Origin of the sequence: Rhodococcus sp. NPDC057529 (assembly GCF_042802055.1) — a bacterium.
Classification (GTDB): Bacteria; Actinomycetota; Actinomycetes; order Mycobacteriales; family Mycobacteriaceae; genus Rhodococcus_F.
The window spans coordinates 517,614-539,471 of sequence record NZ_JBHVEY010000003.1 but is presented as its reverse complement, the minus strand read 5'-3'; the positions used below and the strand labels follow the sequence as shown (position 1 = coordinate 539,471).

18 protein-coding genes and 1 riboswitch are annotated in these 21,858 nt (G+C 68.2%); of the genes, 9 read left to right on the top strand and 9 right to left on the bottom strand.

Annotated features, from left to right (window positions below):
- Positions 1 to 11 precede the first annotated feature (11 nt).
- Complete coding sequence (locus tag ACFU5V_RS08390; protein ID WP_087559920.1) at positions 12 to 470, top strand: hypothetical protein; 459 nt, start codon at positions 12 to 14, stop codon at positions 468 to 470.
- A 5-nt stretch (positions 471 to 475) separates the two neighbouring features.
- Here ACFU5V_RS08390 and ACFU5V_RS08385 read toward each other — a convergent pair whose 3' ends face one another.
- The 7 genes from ACFU5V_RS08385 to ACFU5V_RS08355 all read right to left on the bottom strand — a co-directional run bounded on the left by ACFU5V_RS08385 (position 476) and on the right by ACFU5V_RS08355 (position 7,760).
- Positions 476 to 1,228 (bottom strand): SDR family NAD(P)-dependent oxidoreductase, encoded by a 753-nt coding sequence (locus ACFU5V_RS08385; RefSeq protein ID WP_378441282.1) that lies wholly within the window; start codon positions 1,226 to 1,228, stop codon positions 476 to 478.
- The gene (locus tag ACFU5V_RS08380; RefSeq protein ID WP_378441280.1) at positions 1,225 to 1,533 is read right to left on the bottom strand and encodes a YciI family protein; all 309 of its coding nucleotides are present in this window, start codon (positions 1,531 to 1,533) and stop codon (positions 1,225 to 1,227) included. Before ACFU5V_RS08380 ends, ACFU5V_RS08385 begins: the two co-directional genes overlap by 4 nt.
- A 1-nt stretch (position 1,534) precedes the next feature.
- Positions 1,535 to 3,268 (bottom strand): FAD-dependent oxidoreductase, encoded by a 1,734-nt coding sequence (locus tag ACFU5V_RS08375; protein ID WP_378698341.1) that lies wholly within the window; start codon positions 3,266 to 3,268, stop codon positions 1,535 to 1,537.
- Positions 3,269 to 3,439: 171 nt separating this feature from the next.
- Positions 3,440 to 4,201 (bottom strand): IclR family transcriptional regulator, encoded by a 762-nt coding sequence (locus tag ACFU5V_RS08370; RefSeq protein WP_095862047.1) that lies wholly within the window; start codon positions 4,199 to 4,201, stop codon positions 3,440 to 3,442.
- 18 nt (positions 4,202 to 4,219) lie between these two features.
- On the bottom strand, positions 4,220 to 5,572 hold the full coding sequence (locus tag ACFU5V_RS08365; protein WP_378698338.1) for an MFS transporter: 1,353 nt from the start codon (positions 5,570 to 5,572) through the stop codon (positions 4,220 to 4,222).
- A 166-nt stretch (positions 5,573 to 5,738) separates the two neighbouring features.
- A complete protein-coding gene (locus tag ACFU5V_RS08360) occupies positions 5,739 to 7,016 on the bottom strand; it encodes a hypothetical protein (protein WP_378698336.1) in 1,278 nt (425 codons plus the stop codon).
- A gap of 96 nt (positions 7,017 to 7,112) precedes the next feature.
- Positions 7,113 to 7,760, bottom strand: a complete 648-nt coding sequence (locus tag ACFU5V_RS08355) for a TetR/AcrR family transcriptional regulator (RefSeq protein WP_378698334.1) — start codon at positions 7,758 to 7,760, stop codon at positions 7,113 to 7,115.
- A 76-nt stretch (positions 7,761 to 7,836) separates the two neighbouring features.
- Between ACFU5V_RS08355 and ACFU5V_RS08350 the strand changes: the two genes are divergently transcribed.
- The 3 genes from ACFU5V_RS08350 (at position 7,837) to ACFU5V_RS08340 (ending at position 11,757) form a co-directional block, all read left to right on the top strand.
- On the top strand, positions 7,837 to 8,718 hold the full coding sequence (locus tag ACFU5V_RS08350) for an SDR family oxidoreductase (protein ID WP_378698332.1): 882 nt from the start codon (positions 7,837 to 7,839) through the stop codon (positions 8,716 to 8,718).
- 41 nt (positions 8,719 to 8,759) lie between these two features.
- A complete protein-coding gene (locus ACFU5V_RS08345; RefSeq protein WP_378698330.1) occupies positions 8,760 to 10,253 on the top strand; it encodes a flavin-containing monooxygenase in 1,494 nt (497 codons plus the stop codon).
- A 151-nt stretch (positions 10,254 to 10,404) separates the two neighbouring features.
- Positions 10,405 to 11,757 carry an MFS transporter gene (locus ACFU5V_RS08340; protein ID WP_378698328.1) on the top strand — a complete coding sequence of 451 codons (1,353 nt, stop codon included), beginning with the start codon at positions 10,405 to 10,407 and terminating at the stop codon, positions 11,755 to 11,757.
- 21 nt (positions 11,758 to 11,778) lie between these two features.
- On the opposite strand, the gene lpdA is transcribed toward ACFU5V_RS08340, so the two are convergent.
- Positions 11,779 to 13,149 carry a dihydrolipoyl dehydrogenase gene (gene lpdA, locus ACFU5V_RS08335; RefSeq protein ID WP_378698326.1) on the bottom strand — a complete coding sequence of 457 codons (1,371 nt, stop codon included), beginning with the start codon at positions 13,147 to 13,149 and terminating at the stop codon, positions 11,779 to 11,781.
- Positions 13,150 to 13,184: 35 nt separating this feature from the next.
- Positions 13,185 to 14,114 carry a lipoyl synthase gene (gene lipA, locus ACFU5V_RS08330; protein WP_378698324.1) on the bottom strand — a complete coding sequence of 310 codons (930 nt, stop codon included), beginning with the start codon at positions 14,112 to 14,114 and terminating at the stop codon, positions 13,185 to 13,187.
- 296 nt (positions 14,115 to 14,410) lie between these two features.
- Positions 14,411 to 14,502, top strand: a riboswitch (glycine riboswitch).
- Positions 14,503 to 14,624: 122 nt separating this feature from the next.
- On the opposite strand from lipA, the gene gcvP reads away from it, so the two are divergent.
- Genes gcvP through ACFU5V_RS08305 form a run of 5 tightly spaced genes read left to right on the top strand, consistent with a single transcriptional unit; the run spans position 14,625 to position 21,772 of the window.
- On the top strand, positions 14,625 to 17,567 hold the full coding sequence (gene gcvP / locus ACFU5V_RS08325; protein ID WP_378698322.1) for an aminomethyl-transferring glycine dehydrogenase: 2,943 nt from the start codon (positions 14,625 to 14,627) through the stop codon (positions 17,565 to 17,567).
- Positions 17,564 to 18,679, top strand: coding sequence for a glycine cleavage system aminomethyltransferase GcvT (gene gcvT / locus ACFU5V_RS08320; protein WP_378698320.1), 1,116 nt, complete (start codon positions 17,564 to 17,566; stop codon positions 18,677 to 18,679). The genes gcvP and gcvT overlap by 4 nt, the downstream gene beginning before the upstream one ends.
- A gap of 38 nt (positions 18,680 to 18,717) precedes the next feature.
- Entirely contained in the window at positions 18,718 to 19,122 is a 405-nt protein-coding gene (gene gcvH, locus ACFU5V_RS08315; RefSeq protein WP_378698318.1) for a glycine cleavage system protein GcvH, read from the top strand.
- Positions 19,119 to 20,387: a serine hydroxymethyltransferase gene (gene glyA, locus ACFU5V_RS08310; RefSeq protein ID WP_378698316.1), complete on the top strand. Its 1,269-nt coding sequence runs from the start codon at positions 19,119 to 19,121 to the stop codon at positions 20,385 to 20,387. The genes gcvH and glyA overlap by 4 nt, the downstream gene beginning before the upstream one ends.
- Positions 20,388 to 20,389: 2 nt before the next feature.
- Positions 20,390 to 21,772, top strand: coding sequence for an L-serine ammonia-lyase (locus tag ACFU5V_RS08305; RefSeq protein WP_378698314.1), 1,383 nt, complete (start codon positions 20,390 to 20,392; stop codon positions 21,770 to 21,772).
- Positions 21,773 to 21,858: the final 86 nt, after the last annotated feature.

Here is a 21,858-nt window from a genome sequence, read left to right as displayed (position 1 = left end):
ATGATGGGGCGGTGATCATCGAACGCAGCTCGGTCGTCGGCGCGCCGATCGGGCAGGTGTGGGCGAGGGTCGTCGATCCGGAGGGGATCAACGACGAGATGCGTCCGTGGATGACGATGAGCATCCCGCGCGGCCAGGAGTCGATCAGCATCGACTCGGTCGCGGTCGGTGAACCGCTCGGCCGGGCGTGGCTGCGACTGTTCGGGCTGGTCCCGTTCGACTACGACGATCTGACCATCGCGGAGCTGGAACCGGGCCTGCGGTTCCACGAGAAGTCGACGATGCTCAGCATGCGCCGGTGGGAGCACGAACGCACGCTCAGGCCGTTCGACGACGGCAGCACCGGCGTCCACGACCGGATCACGTTCGAACCGAGGCTTCCGCTGGTGCCGCTGACGCCGGTGCTCGCCCGCGTACTGGGCGCGTTCTTCGGGCACCGGCACCGGCGTCTGGCGCGGCACTTCGGCTGACGGCCTCAGTGCGCCGTGTAGCCACCGTCGACGACGAGTTCGGTGCCGGTGGTGAAGCCGGACTCGTCCGAGGCGAGGTAGAGCACCCCGTACGCGATTTCGTCGGGTTCACCCTGCCGCGGGAGGGGGTTACCCGACACGAGTTGGCGGTAGTACTCCTCCGGCCCGAGTGCGCTGCCCTCCGCGGACCGCCGGCTCATCGCCGTTCGCATCGACCCGGGGTGGATCGAGTTGACGCGAATCCCGTCCGGCCCGTACGTGACGGCGTCGGATTTGCTCAGCAGCCGCACCGCGCCCTTCGACGCGTGGTACAGCGGGACGTTGGAGCCTCCGGTCAGCCCGTGGATCGACGAGAAGTTCACGATGCTGCCCTTCTTCCGGCCGATCATGTGGGGCACCACGTGTTTGGTCATCAGCCAGACACCCTTGACGTTGACGTCGAAGATCTGGTCGAACTCGGCGACCGACGCCTCGTGCGACGGTGCAGGCCTGCCGATGATGCCGGCGCAGTTGACGAGAACGTCGGGGACGCCGACGGTTTCGACGATCGCTGCGACGGCGTCGGCGACACTGGTCTCGTCGGTGACGTCGACGGCGAACGGCGTGATCGACTCCGAATCCCACGGTGCGCCCGGGAGTTTCAGGTCGAGCGCGGCAACCCGCGCCCCTTCCTCGGCGAGCATCCGGGCGGTCGCGCCGCCGAGATCACCGTTCGCCCCCGTGACGACGGCGACCTTCCCTGCCACTCGACCTGTCATGACCTGCCTCCCACTGCTGCGACGGCCCACGGGCCGATCATCGGAATCCATTCGGTGATGTCGTAGGACGCGACGTATCCGTGCGTCCGGAACGGGTCGCCCTCGACGACGTCGACGACGTCCTGCCGGTGCGCGGCCTCGTAGACCATGGCGGCGCCGGGATCTTCTCCCGCGGCGAACGGTCCGGACCCGAGGATGAGTCCGTGGTCGGCGGCGGCCTGCAGGTGACTCTTGTGTTCGGGACGATGTGTGTCCCGGCCGGCGGTGTCGCCGGTGTATGCGTAGCGGACGAGGTAGAACGGCACGTCAGACCTCTTCCAGGACGGTCGGTGTGGTGGATTCGCTGCGCAGCGACGCGAGGATCTCGGCGTCCCGGCCGATGGTGTATCCGAAGACGAGGGCGGGCCCGATGTTGGCGCCGTAGCCCGGGTATCCGCCGCCGAAGATGCTGACCGCCGCGGAACCGGCCGCGAAGAGACCGGGGATCGGCTGGTTGTCGTCGTCGAGGACCTGACTGTGCCGATCGACGGCGAGGCCGGAGTAGGCGCCGAGGTCGCCCATCTCGATCTTCGCCGCGTAGTACGGCCCCTTGTCGAGCGGCTCGAGGTTCGGGTTGGGCTGGTGCTCCATGTCGCCCTTGAAGTGGTGGAACCAGTTGGATCCGCGATTGAACTTGGGGTCCTCCCCCTTGGCGGCGCCCGCGTTGAACTCGGACAGGGTCTTCTTCAGCCCGGCGGCGTCGACACCGATCTTTCGAGCGAGTTCCTCGACCGTGTCGGCCTTGTGGAGGAATCCGGTCTTCTTGAAATAGCCCTGCGGGATGGGCCGCGGCTTCGCGTAGCCGATTCCGTACTTGTTCATGGCTTTCGAGTCGGCGATGATGAAGCCGAACGTCTCGTCTTGGCCGGCGTTCTCCTGAATCATCGCCATGCCGAAGTCGTGGTACGAACTCGACTCGTTGGCAAAGCGTTCACCCTTGCGGTTCACGGCGATCAGTCCGGGAAGCCCGAACGCACGCAGGTGCGGGAAGATCCGCTGCTGTCCGCGCAGACCGGTGAACACCGTGACCGGCGCCCAGGCTGCCGGCTCGTGGACGTCGGTGTCGACGTGCCCGCCGAGCGGCGCGGCCAGGCGCACGTTGTCGCCGTCGTGCCCGACGGTAGGCGTGAAGTGGTTGTCGCCGTGCGGATCATGACCCCAGTACTCGGCGCGCAGGGCGGCGTCCGAGGAGTAGCCGCCTGCCGCGATGACGACTCCGAGCCGCGCCTCCACCGTTGCCGCGTGAACTCCCCCGAGCACGGCGCCGGTGACGACCCCGTTCTCCGATTGCAGGATCTTCGTGACGGGTGTCTCGGTCCACATCCGGATGCCGAGCTTCGCGGCGGACGACACCATCCGCACCATCAGCGAATTGCCGTTGGTCCGGTCGAACGACCGTCGGCAGAACACCGTCTCGACCCACGTCTTGAGGAGCTTCTTCGACACGTAGGCAAACGATTTCCACGACTGGTTGGCGTGCAGGAACTGCGCGATGTCGGGTCCGACCTCGGGCATGTACCCGAACACGGTGTACGTGTCGAGGTAGGGACGCAACCGCAGCCGATTCTCGCCGAGCGTGCGCGCGTCGACGACCTTGCCGGAGATCGCGCGCCCCGACGGCTTCGCACCCGGGGCGTCCATCTGGTAATCCGGAGCCATTTCCGGATAGACGAATTCGACGTCGGTGTCGCGTTCGAGCCAGTCGATCGCCTCGGGGACCTCGTCGAGGAAGGTGTCGGCCATCTCGGCCTTGTAGCAGTCTTTGGCGAGTGCCCGGATGTAGGTTTCGATCTCCTGACGGGTGTCGCCCTGCGCGACTCCCTGCTTGTTGCCCGGCACCCACGCCCAGCCGCCCGAGATGGCGGTGGTGCCGCCGAGCCACTTCGACTTCTCGGCGACGATGACGCTGTGGCCTTCGCTCGCGGCCTTGAGCGCGGCGGCCATGCCCGCGGCCCCGGACCCGATGACCAACAGGTCGCATTTGACGGATTTCGAGCTCATATGTGGACCTTCCCTGGAGAGTCGGCACTCGATCGCGGCACGCAAAGACACTGCTGTGCAGCATATTTGAAGGAACACCGTGCGATCGGTGGCGGTGTGTTCGTGTCACCCACTCTGACCGAGTCGAGACTCGGGTCACAGACCGACTCCAATGGATGGAAAGGTTTCTGATCAGTGCCGCGATCCGCGCGTCATCGCCCGCGTGATGCCGCGCGACGCCGTCGTCAGAGCCGCCACCACCGACTGCGGGTTCGCCTGATCGTGCGGGATGACGACGGACAGGGCGGCGATCACCTTGCCACCGTCGCTGTCCCGCACGGGCACAGCGACTCCCGTCGCACCCGGGGTGATGAGACCGGCGGCCACCGCGAAGTGCTGGTGCCGTACCTCGGCGAGGAGGCGTCGCATCTGGTCGGGGTCGGTGACGGTGGCGTCGGTGTACCGTTCGAGCGGTTGCGACAGCAATTCGTCCTGCACGTCGCGGGAGGCGTTCGCCATCAAAACCAGACCGGACGAGCACGCATGCACCGGCAGCCGTCCGGCGATCTTGGTGACGTTGACGACGGACCCGCGGGTGGAGAGCCGTTCGACGAACAGCACCTCGTTGCCGTCGAGGACGCCCAGCTGGGTGTGCTGCTTGATCGCGGCGTTCACATCCTCCATGAACGGCATCGCCGCCTCGCGCAGGCTGAGCGTGTGCGAACCGCGGGACCCCAGCTCCCACATCCGGACCCCGATGCTGATGCGGGTGTCGTTGCGCTCGAGGAGGCGGAACTTGACGAGTTCGCCGACGATGCGGTGCGCCGTCGCGACGGGGAGGTCGGATCGACGCGCAATGTCGGACACCGACAGGGACGGTGTGTCCGCGTCGAAGGAAGACAAGACCCTCACGACGCGGGCAGTGACCGATTCTCCTGTCGGTGTCCGTGACATCGCCCCATTGTCCTCCGGCTACTCCCGCGAGGTCGACGGACGCCCGAGTTCGGCCAGCGGCACCCGGTACGTCTCGCGCGCGGTGAAGGCGGCGACGGACGAGACCAGCATGCACAGTGCCGTGAACACCGCGACCGGCACCCACGCGTTCACCCCGGTGCCCAGCAGTGCCCAGCCGATCGCCGGGGCGAAACCGGCGATGAGGAAACCGATCTGCGTGCCCACGGCGAAACCGGAATAGCGCACGGGCGCCGCGAACATCTCCGTGAAGAAGCTCGGCCACAAGCCGTTCACCATCGAGTAGAACAGCGTCATCGTGAGCAGCGCGGCGCCGAAGATCAGCGGAACGGAGCCGACCGAGATGCCCCAGAAGTATCCGAAGATCGTCACACCGCATCCGAGAGTGCCGGTGATCCAGACGGGGCGGCGTCCGACGCGGTCCGACAGCGTGGCGAGCAGCGGTATCGCGACGATGGAACCTGCGATCGACGCCGACGACGCCCACAGCATCGTGGTGCGGTCGATGCCGACGTCGGGTCCGGTGGCGTAGGCGAGCCCGAAGACGGTGAACACCGTCTGCCCGACGGCGAACAGCGAGCACAGCGCGATCCGCAGGACGTCCCGCCACTGGGTGGTCACCACGGTGACGACGGGCAGTTTCTGCACCTCCGCGTGCTCACGCGACTCCTCGAACACCGGAGTCTCGTCGAGCTTGGTGCGCACGAAGTAGGCCACCACGAGCATCACGGCGCTGCACCAGAACGGGATTCGCCAGCCCCAACTGTCCAGTTGATCCTTCGGCAGCGCGGCCACCGGGATGAAGACGAGGGTCGCGAGAACCATCCCGGCCGCGTAGCCGGTCATCGTGAAACTCGTGAAGAACGCCCGCCGCCCCTCGGGTGAGTGCTCGAGCGTGAGCGTGCTGGCGCCCGCCGCCTCACCGCCCGCGGAGAATCCCTGCGCGAGGCGGCACAGGACCAGCAGGATCGGCGCGGCGATGCCGATCTGCTCGTACGTGGGCAGGAACCCGATCGCGAGACTCGACAGGCCCATGATGAGCAGCGTCAGCAACAGAATCTTCTTACGACCCAGCTTGTCCCCGAAGTGGCCCAGCACGATTCCGCCGACCGGCCGGGCCACGTAGCCGACGCCGAACGTCGCGAGCGCGGCGACCGTGCCGATCGCGTCGTTGCCGGCCGGGAAGAACGTGTGCCCGAAGACGAGGGCGGCGGCGGACCCGTAGATGAAGAAGTCGTAGTACTCGAGCGCGCTGCCGAGGAACGACGCGAGCGCCGCCTTCTTCGGCGTCTTCGCGACCTCGACGGGTGGCGCGTGTGTCGGGCTGTCGTGCGTCACGGCGGATACGTTCATCGACTCTCCTGCGATCGGGCCTGGCGTGGTGTGACTCAACGTGCCAACCGCGGCCGCGCGTGCGCAACGTCACATCCATCCATTGGAAAGGTCGCGCCGTGCTGTCCCGGACGAACGGGACGCCCGTTGCGTCAGATCGAACGAGCGTCCCGTTCGTCCGGGAAAGCTAGGGGTTCGCAGGGGACAACTCCCAGCCCGTGCTCATGTCGCGGGCGAGGTCGGGCATCCGCCGCAGCACGCGCTGGCCCTCGACGAAGTCGCGGAACGGGATGGCGAGCAGAGCGCGCAGCTCGCCCGGACGACCCTCGGCGAGCCGCTGGTAGGACGACGCGATGTCGCTGACGATGTACTCCCAGCGCGGTGCGCGGTCGGCCCAGTTGAAGCCGGGCAGGGGTGTCCGCAGACGGTAGTCCGCGCCGGCGACGTCGCCCGTGATCGACATCGGCGTGACCTGCCCCGGTGCGCGCGCGCCGGGAACCGAGGGTTGCGCCGCGACGGTCGTGGCGTACGTGAGCGCCCGGCCGACACCGTCACGCGCCGCCGCAGTGACGTCCCACTGGTCGGCGATGATCTGATTCTGCTCACGCGACGCCATCCGGAACAGGGCGTCCGCGTATCCCGCCGGGGTGCCGGAGAAGATGCCGTCCCAGGCGATCTCGGCGTTCTCGTCGAGCAGTCCCGCGGCGGCCATCTCCTCGACGGCACCCCTGCAGTCGTTCAGGTACGCCTCGTGCATGGGCACCATGTCGAAGTAGATGTGTTTCTGCATCATCAGCAGGCGTTTCTGGTACCAGTCCAGGTCGCCCGCCGTCATCGCCGGACCGACGGCGGCGAGCGTTCTCGGGTCCGGCGGCAGGAGCGTCATCGCCTCGCCGGACAGACCGCGGATCGTGGACGCGACGGCGTTGCCGAGCGCGTGGACGGCGTCGACTCCGAGCACGGTCCGGCCGAGGTCGAGGTCCCAGAAGCCGGCGGCGAACGAGCCTCCCGCCAGCCCGGCCATACCGGACCAATAGAGCTCGGCGCGTTGGAGTTGATAGCGGCCGTAGTTCTCGTAGACCCGGTCGACCACCGCCGCGTTGGCGATCAGCCCGGCGTTCGGATCCCACCCGGCGAGGTCGATGCCGGACGCCTCGGATCCGCGCGCCAGCCAATATTGTTGCAGCAGGGCGGAATACCTCCTCGGTGCGATGCCGTCGGAGCGGGCGGCGGCCAGCGCGGCACCGAGTGCGGCGGAGTCGGTGGGGAGCCGGGGGTCGAGCCCGCCGATCGACTCCGCCGCCGCGTTCGCGGGCGTGATGTCGAGGAGGCCCGCGTAACCGGCGGCGTGCGCGACGTTCGGCGCCGGACCGGCCAACGCGAGGACCCCGAGCAACGCGACGAGCACCCCGCGGATCGTCGTGTTGCGGACCCCAGTCGATTGGCAGTGCACAGCACCGGGCATGTCAGGTATTTAACAACATATATGTGATGGCGTCAGGGGTTTGCCCGGATCCACCCCCACGTGAGCGCTAAGGAGTGCCCCGGCACACGACGCCACTCACGTGGGTCCGAGCTCACCCAGGACGGCCGAGAGAATGGTGTGCGCGCTGGCGATGACCGTCTCGATCGGCTGAGGGTTCTCCGACAGCACCCACTGCTGGGCGATCATCAGCACCGCCCCGACCAGGCCGGTCGCGAGGGTGCGGAGGTGGAACTCCGGGAACGCGGTGCGGTCGACGGCCGGACCGATGACGACGAGCACGGCGTCCACGAACGACCGGGTGACGCGGCGGTAGGCGGCGTCGACGTCCGGGCCGACACCGAGGACCTCCTGGAACGCGATCCGCGGGATCCGCGGGTCGTCGGCGACGGACCGGAAGAACGCGGTCAGCGCCCCGCGAACCCTGGCGTCCAGATCGGCGCCCCCGTCCCGCGCGCCGCGCAGAACGCTGTCCCGGAGTCGGTCGGTCACGCTCGCGTACGCCGCCAGTAGCAGGGCCTCGCTGTCGTCGAACGACTCGTAGAAGTAGCGCTTGGTGAGCCCGGCGGTCGCGCAGATCTTCTCGACGGTCGCGGACCGGTATCCGCTGGTCCCGAACACTTCGACGGCGGCGTCGACGAGACGCGCGCGGCGCTCTTCCTGACGTTGTCGAGGGCCCGCACCGCGGTAGGTGCGGCCCGTCCCGTCGAGCCTGGGCGAACTCACTCCCCAATATTGACACCGCACAGTTCCAGATACAAACTGACACTGAACGGTGCCAGATCACATGCCAGGAGATCCCATGCCCACGCTCAGGAACAAAGTCGCACTCGTCACCGGCGCCGCGCGTGGCATCGGAGCCGAAACGTCCCGTGCCCTCGCCCGCAAGGGCGTCGCACTGATCCTGATCGACCTGGACGCCGAACCACTGAAAGCCCTCGCCGCCGAACTCGGTGACGACGTCGCGCTCGCCGTGGCCGCCGACGTCTGCGACCTGCCCGCCATGCAGAAGGCCGTCGACTCCGGAGTCGCGAAGTTCGGGGGCATCGACTTCGTCCTCGCGAACGCGGGCATCGCCAGCTTCGGCTCGGTGACGCAGGTCGATCCCGCCACGTTCAAGCGGGTCATCGACATCAACATCCTCGGTGTCTTCCACACCGTCCGCGCCGCACTGCCGTCCGTGATCGAACGCAAAGGTTACATCCTGGTCGTCTCCTCGCTCGCCGCGTTCGCGCCCGTCGCCGGTCTGACCGCCTACAACGCCAGCAAGGCCGGCGTCGAACATTTCGCCAACGCCCTGCGTCTCGAAGTCGCGCACCGCGGCGTCACCGTCGGCTCGGCGCACATGTCGTGGATCGACACCCCGCTCGTCCAGGACGCGAAGACCGATCTCGCCTCGTTCAACCAGTTCCTCGCCACGCTGCCGGGACCGCTCGGCAAGACGACGTCCGTGGACCGCTGCGTCGACGCGTTCGTCGACGGCCTCGCCAAGCGGAAGCGCCGGATCTACGTGCCCCGGTGGGTCGGGGCGTTCGCCTGGCTGAAGGCGGTGGTGACGTCGCGGATCGGGGATCGCACGCTGCTACCGCCCGTCCCCCGGATCCTTCCGCTGATGGACGAAGAGGTCGCGAAGCTCGGTCGCTCCACCAGCGCACGTAATGTCGCTCTCGACGTGTCGCCGTAGACCCGAAATAGCCACCCTTCCCACCCAGCGAGAGAGTGTTCATGTCACACACCGATACCGCCGCCGACACCGCAGACGCGAAAGCGCCCGTCGAACACCTCGACATGCTGATCATCGGGGCAGGACTGTCCGGGATCGGTGCCGCATACCACCTGCAGGACAACTTCCCCGGCCGGTCGTACGCAATCCTGGAGAGCCGTGAGTCGATCGGCGGCACGTGGGACCTGTTCCGCTACCCCGGTATTCGGTCCGATTCCGACATGTACACGCTGGGCTACCGCTTCCGGCCGTGGGAGAACGACAAGTCGATCGCCGACGGCCCCTCGATCCTCGAGTACGTCAAGGACACGGCAGCCCAGCACGGGATCGACCGGAACATCCGGTTCCGGCACAGGGTCGTTCGCTCCGAGTGGTCGACCGCGAACGGCTGTTGGACGATCGACGCCGAGCGCACCGACACCGGTGAGACGCTCCGGTTCACCGCCGATTTCCTGATGTCCTGCAGCGGGTACTACCGCTACGACGAGGGCTACACCCCCGAGTTCCCGGGCATCGACCGGTTCGCCGGGCAAGTCGTACACCCGCAGAAATGGCCCGAGGACCTCGACTACGCGGGTAAGCGGGTGGTCATCATCGGCAGCGGGGCCACCGCGGTCACGCTGGCACCGTCGATGGCCGCCGAGGCCGCGCACGTGACCATGCTGCAGCGCTCGCCCACGTACATCATCTCGATGCCCGCCAAAGACAAGCTGGCCAACAAGTTACGGCGCCACCTGCCCACGCGGCTCGCCTACGCGCTGACACGGCTCAAGAACGCGTCGGTGGCGACGGCGATCTACCAACTGTGCCGGCGGTACCCGGAATTCATGAAGGGCCGCATCCGGCAACTCCAGGAGAAGTGGCTTCCGCAGGGCTACGACATCGACAAGCACTTCACGCCCCGCTACAACCCGTGGGATCAGCGACTGTGCCTCGTGCCCAACGGGGATCTGTTCCGCTCCATCCGCAACGACGAAGTGTCGATCGTGACCGATCACATCGACACGTTCACCGAAACCGGGATCACGCTGAAGTCCGGCGACGAGCTGCGCGCCGACGTCGTCGTCACCGCAACGGGTTTGAACCTGCTCGCGTTCGGCGGCATGACTCTCGCCGTCGACGGCCGCGACATCGACCTCACCGAGACCATGGCGTACAAGGGGATGATGCTCAGCGGGGTGCCCAACTTCGCGTTCGTCATCGGCTACACCAACGCGTCCTGGACGCTCAAGGCCGACCTGGTGTGCGAATACGTCTGCCGGCTGCTCACGCACATGGACGCGAACGGATTCGCGCAATGCTCCCCGGAACGGGACAGCGCAGTCGACGAGGAGCCGTTCCTCGACTTCGCCGCCGGCTACGTGCTGCGGTCGGTGGAGTCGTTCCCGAAGCAGGGGTCGAAAGCGCCGTGGCGGCTCCGGATGAACTACTTCCGCGACCTGGTGACACTGCGGCACGGCAAGATCGTCGACGACGCGATGGTGTTCCGCCCGTGAGTACTTGTTAACCGCCCGCGGTTGACAAGTACTCACGGGTCGTGTCTTCCGACATTCGGAATCGGAGTTGGAAACGGGTGACCTGTCCGCCACGGTAAGTGGGTCGTGAGCCACATCACAGCCCACCTCCGAGGAAGAGCAGGTCCCGAGCATGCAATTCGACCTACGCGAACGCATCGACAGCAGTCCGATGACGCGCTACCAATGGGGCGCCGTCGCCATCTGCGGTCTACTCAACGTGCTCGACGGCTTCGACGTCCTCGTCATGGCGTTCACCGCGCAGTCGGTGTCGCAGGAGTGGGAGCTGTCCGGCTCCGTCGTCGGTCTCCTGCTCAGTGCCGGGCTGTTCGGCATGGCCGCGGGGTCGCTGTTCCTGGCGCCGTGGGCAGACACCATCGGTCGCCGCGCCATGATCCTGCTGTGCCTGGCGCTGGCGTCGTCGGGCATGCTGCTGTCCGCGGTCAGCCAGAACGCGATGCAACTCGGTCTGCTCCGCGCGCTCACCGGGGTCGGAATCGGCGGAATCCTCGCCAGCAGCAACGTCATTGCCAGTGAGTACGCGTCGAACCGCTGGCGCGGGCTGGCCGTGAGCCTCAATTCCACCGGCTACGCCGTCGGCGCCACCCTCGGCGGCGTCATCGCCGTCGTGCTGCAGAACTCGCTCGGCTGGCGCTCGGTGTTCCTGTTCGGTGGCCTGTGTACGGCCGTGATCATCCCCGTCGTCTACGCGCGACTCCCCGAATCGATCGACTTCCTGCTCGTGCGTCGCCCGGCCAATGCCCTCGACCGGATCAACGCGTTCGCGCGGCGGGCCGGTCAGCGGCCCCTCGACGAACTGCCCGCACCGCGCGCCGCCGCCGCTGCGGACGCCGGATTCGCGGTGCGCGTGCTCCTCTCCCCGGAGCGGCGCCGCAGCACGCTCCTGGTGTGGTTCGCGTTCTTCACGGCGATGTTCGGCTTCTACTTCGTCACCAGTTGGACGCCGAAACTGCTGGTCGAGGCGGGCATGTCCGCGAACCAGGGCGTCACCGGCGGCGTGCTCCTCAACCTCGGCGGCATCTTCGGCGCCACCCTGCTCGGCGCTCTGTCGGCGCGGTTCGCCCTGAAGCGGGTGCTCATCGCGTACCTGGCGATCGCGGGGGCGCTCCTCGTCGTCTTCGTTCCCGCCACCGCGTCCATCGTCGTCGCGTTCGGGCTCGGCGCCCTCATCGGCGTCTTCGCCAACGGCTGCATCGCCGGGCTGTACGCGATCACGCCGTCGGTCTACTCCCCGGCCGTCCGCGCCACCGGAGTCGGCTGGGGCATCGGCGTCGGACGCGTCGGCGCCATCGCGTCCCCGATCGTCGCGGGCGCCCTCCTCGACCGCAACTGGTCGCCGACGCAGCTGTACATCCTCGTCGCCGTGTCCTTCCTGCTCGCCGGAATCGCCGTGTCGCGACTGCGATTCGAGAAGACCGGCGGCTCCGCCACCCGTGAGTGGTTAACGAGTGCAGAGACTCGCTAACCACTCACGGGCCCGGAGGGCCTAGGCGTGGACATGCAGCGGTTTGCCGGCCACCGCCAGCAGTGCCTCGCCGAGGGCCTCGCCCTGGGTGGGGTGGGCGTGCACGAACTTCGCCGCCTGGGCGGAGTCGACCCCGAAGTTGTACAGCAGCTGCGCCTCGCCGATCAGTTCGCCGACGCGGTCGCCGACCATGTGCACACCGACCACGACGCCGTCCGGCGTCACCACGAGTTTGACCGCCCCCGACGTCCCGAGGATCTGGCTCTTGCCGTTGCCGGCGAGGTCGTAGACGACCGTCCGGACGTTCTCGCCGAACTTCTCCCGCGCCGCGGTCTCGGTCAACCCGACCGACGCGACCTCGGGGTGGGAGTACGTGACGCGGGGAATGCCGGTCTCGTCGATGACGTCCGGACGGAGTCCGGACATCTCCTCCGCCACGAAGATGCCCTGCTGGAACCCGCGGTGCGCGAGTTGGAGGCCGGGCACGATGTCGCCGACCGCGAAGACATTCGGCACCGTGGTGCGCAGCCGGTCGCTGGTGACCACGAATCCCCGGTCGAGGACGACGCCGGTCTCCTCGTACCCCATCGAGGCGGTATTCGGACCGCGGCCCACCGCGACCAGCACGACGTCGGCGTCGAGCACATCGCCGGAGTCGAGGGTGACGGTCACGGCGTCTTCGTCCTGCGCCACCTCGGTGACCCGCACCCCGGTCTTCGCAGCGATCTTGCGACGACGGAACGCCCGTTCGAGATATTTGGAGACCGTCTCGTCTTCGTTCGGCACCAGTCTGGGCATCGCCTCGACGATCGTCACCGACGCGCCGAACGACGCCCACACACTGGCGAATTCGACTCCGATGACGCCGCCGCCGAGGATGATCGCCTTCTTCGGGACCGTCGGCAGCACGAGCGCCTGCTCGCTGGTGACGACCCTGCCGCCGATGCTGATGCCCGGCAACGTCTTCGGGGACGAGCCCGTCGCCAGTACGACGGCGGCGCCGGTGATCAGCTCGCCGTCGACCTCGACACCGTTGGGTCCGACCAGCCGTCCGCGACCGTTGACGACGGTGATGCCGTGGGAGTCGACGAGGCCCTGCAGGCCCTTGTGCAGGCGGGTCACGACGGTGTTCCGGTAGCTCAGTACCTTCTCGAGGTCGACCCCGCCGAACGTGACGTCGACCCCGAACCGCGAGGCGGTGCGGGCATTGTCGGCGACCTCGGCGGAATGCAGCAGCGCCTTGGTCGGAATGCACCCCTGGTGCAGGCAGGTGCCGCCGAGTTCGTTCTCTTCGATCAGAATGACCGAACGGCCCAGTTCGGCCGAACGGATCGCGGCCGCATAGCCGCCGGAACCGCCGCCGAGGATGACGACATCTGCAGATCGGGACATGGGAACTCCTTGAGGGAACGGAAAGGGAATCGACATCAGAGTGCAGCGGTCGCGGCGACCGCTTCGGCGTGCAGGCGGCCCGCCCGGTAGGACGACCGCACGAGCGGCCCGGACAGAACGCCGAGGAATCCGATCTCGCGGGCGACCCCGTCGAGCATCACGAACTCCTCCGGTTTCGCCCACCGCTCCACCGGATGATGCCGGGCCGAGGGCCGCAGGTACTGGGTGATCGTGACCAATTGGCAGCCGGCGGCATGCAGGTCCCGGAGTGCCTGGATCACCTCGTCCGTGGTCTCCCCCATCCCGAGGATCAGGTTCGACTTGGTGATCAGGCCGTCCTCCCTGGCCCGCGTGATGACGTCGAGGGAACGCTCGTAGGTGAAGGCAGGCCGGATGCGACGGAAGATCCGGGGAACGGTCTCCACATTGTGCGCGAGTACCTCCGGGCGGGTGTCGAACACTTCGCGCAGCTGTGCGGCGTCGGCGTTGAAATCCGGGATCAGCAGTTCGACCCCGGTGCCCGGGCACAGTTCGTGAATCTGCCGGACCGTCTCGGCGTACAGCCAGGCGCCGCCGTCGGGCAGATCGTCGCGCGCCACGCCGGTGACGGTGGCGTACCGGAGGCCCATGGTCTGCACCGATTCCGCGACCCGCCGGGGTTCTCCCCGGTCGAGGGCCGCGGGACGGCCGGTGTCGATCTGGCAGAAGTCGCACCGCCGGGTGCATTGGCTACCGCCGATGAGGAACGTGGCCTCACGGTCCTCCCAGCATTCGAAGATGTTGGGACATCCGGCTTCCTGACACACGGTGTTCAGGCTCTCGCGTTCGACGAGGGCGGCGAGATCACGGTATTCGGGGCCGGTCCGCATCTGCACCTTCATCCACGACGGTTTGCGTTCGACCGGGGTCTGGGCGTTGCGGACTTCGAGGCGGAGCAGGCGGCGGCCCTCAGGGTGCGCAGTCATGTAGGGAACTCCTATGACCGGACGAAACCGGTCGGTTTGCGAATCCCTCGGGCAGCGCGGCACCGGGGAACAGTAAGTGGGAGGGCGAGCACACGACGACAACCGTTGCACTCGAGGCTGTCTGGGCTCTCACCGATCGGCGTGTGCGGTCACGTCCGAGCGAGGATCACTCGAGGATGCCAAACGACGAGGCGTTTTGGCAACATCGTCGCCCGCTCGGCGACCGGGACGGAGCCTGGGGAGACAAACCCGTCACGCCTGTGTACTGTTTGGCCAACCACAACTGAATACGCCGTTGACGCGCAGCGGGAGAACCTCCTTGTCGGAGGCGCCGTAGGAGCAACTTCCTCCCCGGGAATCTCTCAGGCCCCAGTACCGCAGCGTAGAGGCAACTCTGGAGAACAGAATCGGCCGCAGGCCGGTACTTACCGAAGGTGAAGAGCACGCCGCGCATGCGGTGCGCCCAAACTCTCAGGTTTCAGGACAGAGCGGGGAGGTGCCCCCTTGTCGATGTCCGGTGCGGTCCGGACTCAACGAAACCGGAGTCACCTCGTGCCAGTCGAATCCCGCCACGCGCATCGCAGCGCGCCTCTCACCAGCGATTTTCCGTCACGCCACATCGGCCCCGACGCTTCCGCCACCCAGCGCATGCTCGGCGCCCTCGGTTACGACACGCTCGATCAGCTCGTCGATGCCGCGGTGCCTGATCAGATCCGCAGCTCGGAGGCCATGGACCTGCCGGTGGCACGGTCGGAGCAGCAGGTGCTGTCCGACCTGCGCACGCTGTCGGAGCGCAACGAGACCCGCGTCCAGATGATTGGCCTCGGTTACCACGACACCATCACGCCCGCAGTTCTGCGCCGCAACATGCTCGAGTCGCCGGCCTGGTACACCGCGTACACGCCGTATCAGCCGGAGATTTCCCAGGGCAGGCTCGAGGCGCTGCTGACGTTCCAGACGGTCATCGAAGACCTGGCGGCGCTGCCCCTCGCCGGTGCGTCCCTGCTGGACGAGGCCACCGCGGTGATGGAAGCGGTGCTGCTGATGCGGCGCGCGAACAAGGCGAAGTCGGGGACCAACCGGGTCGTCGTCGACGCCGACTGTCTGCCGCAAACCCTCGCGGTGGTGTGCGGCCGGGCCAAGTCGGTGGGCATCGACGTCGAGGTGGCCGAGCTGACCGATGGACTTCCGGACGGTGACCTGTTCGGCGTCGTGTTCCAGGCGCCCGGCGCCAGCGGCCACGTGCGCGACCTGGCCCCGCTCATTGCCGCCGCCCAGGAGCGCGGCGCGCTGACCACGGTCGCGGCCGACCTGCTGTCGCTGACGCTGCTGACGCCGCCCGGCGAGCAGGGCGCCGACATCGCGGTGGGATCCGCCCAGCGTTTCGGTGTGCCGCTGTTCTTCGGCGGGCCGCACGCCGGGTACATGGCCGTGCGCGGCGGACTCGAGCGGATGCTCCCCGGCCGGCTCGTCGGAGTGTCCGTCGACGTCGACGGGAAGACGGCCTACCGGCTGGCGCTGCAGACCCGCGAACAGCACATCCGGCGCGACAAGGCGACTAGCAACATCTGCACCGCGCAGGCGCTCCTCGCGAACGTCGCCGCCATGTACGCCGCCTATCACGGCCCGGAAGGGCTGCGTGCCATCGCGACTCGGGTCCACGGACATGCCACGTCCGTCGCGGGCGGCCTCCGCACGGCGGGACACTCGGTGGTCCACGACAGCTTCTTCGACACCGTGCTGGTGCACGTTCCGGCCGGGGCGCGCGACGTCGTCGACCGCGCCGACCGCGCCGGCATCAACCTGAGGCTGGTCGACGCGGACCACGTCGCGGTCGCCTGCGACGAGTGCACCACCGACGAGATCGTGGACCGCGTCCTCGCCGCGTTCGGCGCGCGAGCCCAGGCGGGAACCGTCTCCGCGCTGCCGCAGTCGCTACTGCGCACGTCGAACTACCTGCAGCACCCCGTGTTCCACGAGCACCGGTCCGAGACGGCGATGCTGCGCTTCCTGCGCGCCCTGTCGGACAAGGACCTCGCGCTCGACCGCACCATGATCCCGCTCGGCTCGTGCACGATGAAGCTCAACTCCGCCGTGGAGATGGAGCCGATCAGCTGGCCCGGGTTCGCGTCCATCCACCCGTACGCCCCGGTCGAACAGACCAGCGGCTACCTGCAGCTCATCCGCGGCCTCGAGCGGTGGCTGGGTGAGATCACCGGATACGACCGGGTGTCGTTGCAGCCCAACGCCGGATCGCAGGGCGAACTGGCCGGGCTGCTGGCCATCAACGGCTACCACGACAGCCGCGGCGACCACGGACGCGACATCTGCCTGATCCCGCAGTCCGCGCACGGCACCAACGCCGCGTCCGCGGTGCTGGCGGGCATGCGGGTGGTCGTGGTCGCGACCGCGGAGAACGGCAACATCGATCTCGATGACCTGCGCGCGAAGATCGCCGCGCACGAGGGCACGATCGCCGCGATCATGCTCACCTACCCGTCCACCCACGGCGTGTACGAGAACGACGTGCGGACGGTGTGCGATCTCGTGCACGAGGCCGGCGGCCAGGTGTACGTCGACGGCGCCAACCTCAACGCGCTCGTCGGCCTGGCCCAGCCAGGGAAGTTCGGCGGCGACGTGTCGCACCTGAACCTGCACAAGACGTTCTGCATCCCGCACGGCGGCGGCGGCCCCGGTGTCGGACCGGTCGCGGTGCGCAAGCATCTGGCGCCGTTCCTGCCCGGCAACCCGCTCGGCGGAGACCAACTCGGCACTCCGGTATCGGCGGCGAACTACGGCTCCGCCGGCATCCTGCCCATCACGTGGGCGTACATCGCGCTGATGGGCCCGGACGGGCTGACGGAGGCCACCAAGTCCGCGGTGCTGGCCGCCAACTACGTCGCGAAGTCGCTCGACGCACACTTCCCCGTCCTGTACACCGGGCCCTCGGGTCTGGTGGCGCACGAATGCATCCTGGACCTGCGACCCGTCACGAAGGCCACCGGCGTGACCGCCGAGGACGTGGCAAAGCGGTTGATCGACTACGGTTTCCACGCCCCCACCCTGTCGTTCCCCGTCAGCGGCACCCTGATGGTGGAGCCCACCGAATCCGAGGACCTGGCCGAACTCGACCGCTTCATCGAGGCGATGACCTCCATCCGCCGCGAAATCGACCTGGTCGGCGAGGGCGTGTGGCCGCTCGAACGCAGCCCGCTGCGTCAGGCCCCGCACACCGCGGATCAGGTCACCGCCGACGACTGGGATCTGCCCTACCCGCGGCACCTGGCCGCCTTCCCCGTCGCGTCGCTGCGGGCCGGCAAGTACTGGCCGCCAGTGCGCCGCATCGACGGCGTGCACGGCGACCGCAACCTCGTGTGCTCGTGCCCCGCGCCCGAGGCCTTCGAGAACACCACCGACATTGATTCCCCGGCCCTCGAGGAGGCCTTCGCATGACCGTCACCACGACACCCGCGTCCCCACTCCTGGACGAGCACGGCGCTCTCGGAGCGCATTTCACCGACTTCGCGGGCTGGCAGATGCCGCTGAAATACGACAGCGAACTCGCCGAACACCACGCCGTCCGCACGTCCGCCGGACTGTTCGACCTCTCGCACATGGGTGAGATCGCCGTCACCGGAACGGAATCCGGCGCACTGCTGGACTACGCGCTGGCCGGCGAGCTGTCGAAGATCGGTGTCGGGCGGGCCAAGTACTCGCTCCTGTGCAACGCGGACGGCGGCGTGATCGACGATCTCGTCGTCTACCGACTCGCCAACGAGCACTTCCTGGTGGTCGCGAACGCTGCGAACGCCCCGGCCGTGTACCGCGAACTGGCGGCGCGCGCCGACGGTTTCTCGGCGAACGTCGACGACCAGTCCGCGGAGACCGCGCTGATCGCCGTGCAGGGACCGGCGGCCCAGGACATCGTGCAGTCCCTCGTCCCCGCCCCGCAGGTGGAGACCGTCGCGGAACTGAAGTACTACGCGGTCACCCGCGCGGTCGTCGCCGGCATCGACGTCCTCCTGGCCCGCACCGGCTACACCGGCGAGGACGGCTTCGAACTGTACGTGCCGAACGCGCAGTCCGTGGCGTTGTGGCGTGCACTGCTGGCCGCCACCACGGAGCGGGACGGCGTCCCCGCGGGTCTCGCGTGCCGCGACACCCTGCGGCTCGAGGCCGGAATGGCGCTGTACGGGCACGAACTGACCCTCGACACGAACCCGTACGAGGCCGGCCTCGGCAAGGTGGTCCGGCTGAACAAGGCGTTCGTCGGCCGCGACGCCCTGCAGACGTTGTCGGAGCAGGCCCCGCAGCGGGTGCTCGTCGGTCTCGCAGGCACCGGACGCCGCGCCGCCCGCGCCGAATACACCGTTCACGACGCGACCGGCGGAGCGGCCGTCGGCACGATCACGTCCGGCGCCCTGTCCCCGACGCTGGGACATCCGATCGCGCTGGCGTTCGTCGACATCGCGTTCCGTGAGCCCGGCACCGAGCTGACCGTCGACATCCGCGGCAAGAAGGAACCGTTCGTGGTCACCGCATCGCCGTTCTACCGCCGTTCCTGAACCCTCCCACTCCCTTCGGCCCCGAAAAAGGTACCGCCATGTCTTCAGCAGCCTTCCCCGACGACCGCAGCTACACCGACGACCACGAATGGGTCCTGATCGAACCGGGCGCCGAGCTGCCCGACGAGCCCGTCCGCGTCGGCATCACGTCCGTCGCCGTCAACTCGCTCGGCGAACTCGTCTTCGTCGATCTGCCCGAGGTCGGGACGACCATCGTCGCCGGCGAATCGTGCGGCGAGGTCGAGTCCACCAAGACCGTCTCCGAGCTGTACCCGCCGGTGAGCGGCCGGGTGACCCTGATCAACACTGCCGCCGTCGACGACCCCGGCCTGGTCACCTCCGACCCGTACGGGGAGGGCTGGCTGTTCGCCGTCCAGCCGTCCGCGGCCGGCGAGCTCCTCACCGCCGCCGAGTACGCCGAGAAGAACGGAGCGAACGCATGAGCGTCCTCAGCCGTGACCTTGCGGACTTCGACCCGGCCGTCGCCGCGCTGATCGGTAAGGAACTCGACCGTCAGCGCACCGGCCTGGAGATGATCGCGTCGGAGAACCACGCGCCGCTCGCGGTCATGCAGGCGCAGGGCTCGGTGCTGACCAACAAGTACGCGGAAGGCTACCCGGGGCGCCGCTACTACGGCGGCTGCGAGCACGTCGACTCGATCGAGCAGCTCGCCATCGACCGCGTCAAGGCCCTGTTCGCCGCGGAATACGCCAACGTGCAACCGCATTCCGGCGCCACCGCGAACGCGTCGGTGATGCACGCGCTGATCAAGCCGGGCGACACCATCCTCGGCCTGTCCCTCGCCGACGGCGGCCACCTCACCCACGGCATGCGGCTGAACTTCTCCGGCAAGCTCTACAACGTGGCCGCGTACGGGGTGTCCGAGAAGGACTATCTCATCGACATGGACGAGGTCGCGAAGGCCGCGCGTGAGCACCGGCCGCAGCTGATCATCGCCGGCTGGTCGGCCTACCCGCGTCAGTTGGACTTCGCCCGGTTCCGGGAGATCGCGGACGAGGTCGGCGCCTACCTGATGGTCGACATGGCCCACTTCGCCGGCCTCGTGGCCACCGGATATCACCCGTCCCCGGTGCCGCACGCGCACGTCGTGACGTCGACGACGCACAAGACGCTCGGCGGGCCCCGCGGGGGGATCATCCTGACCAATGACGCGGCCATCGCGAAGAAGATCAATTCGGCGGTCTTCCCCGGCCAGCAGGGCGGCCCGCTCGAGCACGTGATCGCCGGTAAGGCAACGGCATTCAAGATGGCCGCCGAACCCGAGTTCGCGGAACGCCAGGAACGCTGCCTCGACGGGGCGAAGGTACTCGCCGAGCGCCTCAGCCGCCCCGATGTCAAGGAAGCCGGAATCAGCGTCCTCACCGGAGGCACGGACGTGCACCTCGTCCTCGTCGACCTCCGGGACGCCGACATCGACGGGCAGCAGGCCGAGGACCGCCTCGACGCGATCGGAATCACCGTCAACCGCAACGCCGTTCCGTTCGACCCGCGGCCGCCGATGGTGACGTCCGGCCTGCGCATCGGCACGCCGGCACTCGCGGCGCGCGGTTTCGGCCGGGACGACTTCGTGACGGTCGCCGACCTGATCGCCCGGGCCCTCGTCGCCGCCGAAGGTGCCGACACGTCGGCACTCGCGGCCCAGGTGCGTGCGCTCGCCGACAAATACCCTCTCTACCCGGAGCTGTAGGGATGACCATCAGCGTCTTCGACCTCTTCTCCGTCGGCATCGGCCCCTCCAGTTCACACACGGTCGGGCCGATGCGGGCGGCGGGGACGTTCGTCGACGACCTCGGCGCACTCGGCTACCTCGGGGACGTCGCCGGTGTCCGTGTCGACCTGTACGGTTCGCTGGCGGCAACCGGCGCGGGGCACGGAACCATGTCGGCGATCCTCCTCGGTCTCGAGGGGTATCGGCCGGAGACCATCGCCACCGACGAGATGGAGACGCGGCTCGCTGCGGTGCGAGCGAGTCGGCGGATCCGCGTCGCCGGAACGGTCGACATCCCGCTCGCCGAGGACGAGATGGTGCTGCATCCGTTGACGGTGCTGGATTTTCACCCCAACGGCATGACGCTCACCGCCACCGGGGCGGACGGTCGCGAACTGCACGCGCAGACGTACTTCTCGATCGGCGGCGGGTTCGTCGTCACCGGCGCCGAACCGGCGGTGTCCGTCGGCGCCGGTGCGAACTCGTTGTCGTTCGGGTCGGCGCGCGAATTGCTCGAACTCAGCGAGCACTACGGACTCGGCATCAGCGAGGTGATGCTCGAGCACGAACGGGCTCTGCGGCCCGAGTCGGAGGTCCGGGCGCGACTGCTGCACATCCGGGACGTGATGGTCGAGTGTCAGCAACGCGGAATCAGCAGGGACGGGTACCTGCCCGGCAATCTGCAGGTGCGCCGACGCGCCCGCGGCTGGTACGAGCGACTGAACGCGGAAGACCCCCACCGTGATCCTGCGTTCGCCGAGGACTGGGTGAATCTGGTGGCCCTCGCCGTCAACGAGGAGAACGCGTCCGGTGGGCGGATCGTGACCGCCCCCACCAACGGCGCGGCCGGCATCATCCCGGCGGTGCTGCACTTCGCACTGCATTACACCCCGGCGGGGAAGGCGGATCCGGACGGCACGTCGGTGCGATTCCTGTTGGCGGCAGGCGCAATCGGATCCCTGTACAAGGAGCGGGCCTCGATCTCCGGGGCCGAGGTGGGCTGCCAGGGCGAGGTCGGCTCCGCGGCGTCGATGGCCGCCGCCGGTCTCGCCGAGATCCTCGGCGGCACCCCCGCTCAGGTGGAGAACTCGGCGGAGATCGCGATGGAACACAGTCTCGGTCTGACGTGCGATCCCATCGGGGGGCTGGTGCAGATTCCGTGCATCGAGCGCAACGCCATCTCGGCGGGCAAGGCGATCAACGCCGCCCGGATGGCACTGCGCGGCGACGGCACCCACCGCGTCAGCCTCGATCAGGTGATCGAGACGATGCGGGCCACCGGTGCCGACATGAGCTCGAAGTACAAGGAGACGTCCACCGGCGGTCTGGCCGTCAACGTGTCGGTGAACCTCGTCGAATGCTGACGCGGGGGGGGGGGGGGGAGTGGTGGTGCCGAGAAAAAAGGTACGGTGGGGGGGGGGGGCAAAGAAACAGCAAAGGGAGGGAGGGA

Bases quoted from the DNA above. Each gene is read 5' to 3' on its own strand.
- ACFU5V_RS08385 (WP_378441282.1), bottom strand. From the start codon at position 1,228: ATGACAGGTCGAGTGGCAGGGAAGGTCGCCGTCGTCACGGGGGCGAAC.
- ACFU5V_RS08375 (WP_378698341.1), bottom strand. From the start codon at position 3,268: ATGAGCTCGAAATCCGTCAAATGCGACCTGTTGGTCATCGGGTCCGGG.
- ACFU5V_RS08370 (WP_095862047.1), bottom strand. From the start codon at position 4,201: ATGTCACGGACACCGACAGGAGAATCGGTCACTGCCCGCGTCGTGAGG.
- ACFU5V_RS08365 (WP_378698338.1), bottom strand. From the start codon at position 5,572: ATGAACGTATCCGCCGTGACGCACGACAGCCCGACACACGCGCCACCC.
- ACFU5V_RS08360 (WP_378698336.1), bottom strand. From the start codon at position 7,016: ATGCCCGGTGCTGTGCACTGCCAATCGACTGGGGTCCGCAACACGACG.
- ACFU5V_RS08350 (WP_378698332.1), top strand. From the start codon at position 7,837: ATGCCCACGCTCAGGAACAAAGTCGCACTCGTCACCGGCGCCGCGCGT.
- ACFU5V_RS08345 (WP_378698330.1), top strand. From the start codon at position 8,760: ATGTCACACACCGATACCGCCGCCGACACCGCAGACGCGAAAGCGCCC.
- ACFU5V_RS08340 (WP_378698328.1), top strand. From the start codon at position 10,405: ATGCAATTCGACCTACGCGAACGCATCGACAGCAGTCCGATGACGCGC.
- lpdA (WP_378698326.1), bottom strand. From the start codon at position 13,149: ATGTCCCGATCTGCAGATGTCGTCATCCTCGGCGGCGGTTCCGGCGGC.
- lipA (WP_378698324.1), bottom strand. From the start codon at position 14,114: ATGACTGCGCACCCTGAGGGCCGCCGCCTGCTCCGCCTCGAAGTCCGC.
- gcvP (WP_378698322.1), top strand. From the start codon at position 14,625: ATGTCCGGTGCGGTCCGGACTCAACGAAACCGGAGTCACCTCGTGCCA.
- gcvT (WP_378698320.1), top strand. From the start codon at position 17,564: ATGACCGTCACCACGACACCCGCGTCCCCACTCCTGGACGAGCACGGC.
- gcvH (WP_378698318.1), top strand. From the start codon at position 18,718: ATGTCTTCAGCAGCCTTCCCCGACGACCGCAGCTACACCGACGACCAC.
- glyA (WP_378698316.1), top strand. From the start codon at position 19,119: ATGAGCGTCCTCAGCCGTGACCTTGCGGACTTCGACCCGGCCGTCGCC.
- ACFU5V_RS08305 (WP_378698314.1), top strand. From the start codon at position 20,390: ATGACCATCAGCGTCTTCGACCTCTTCTCCGTCGGCATCGGCCCCTCC.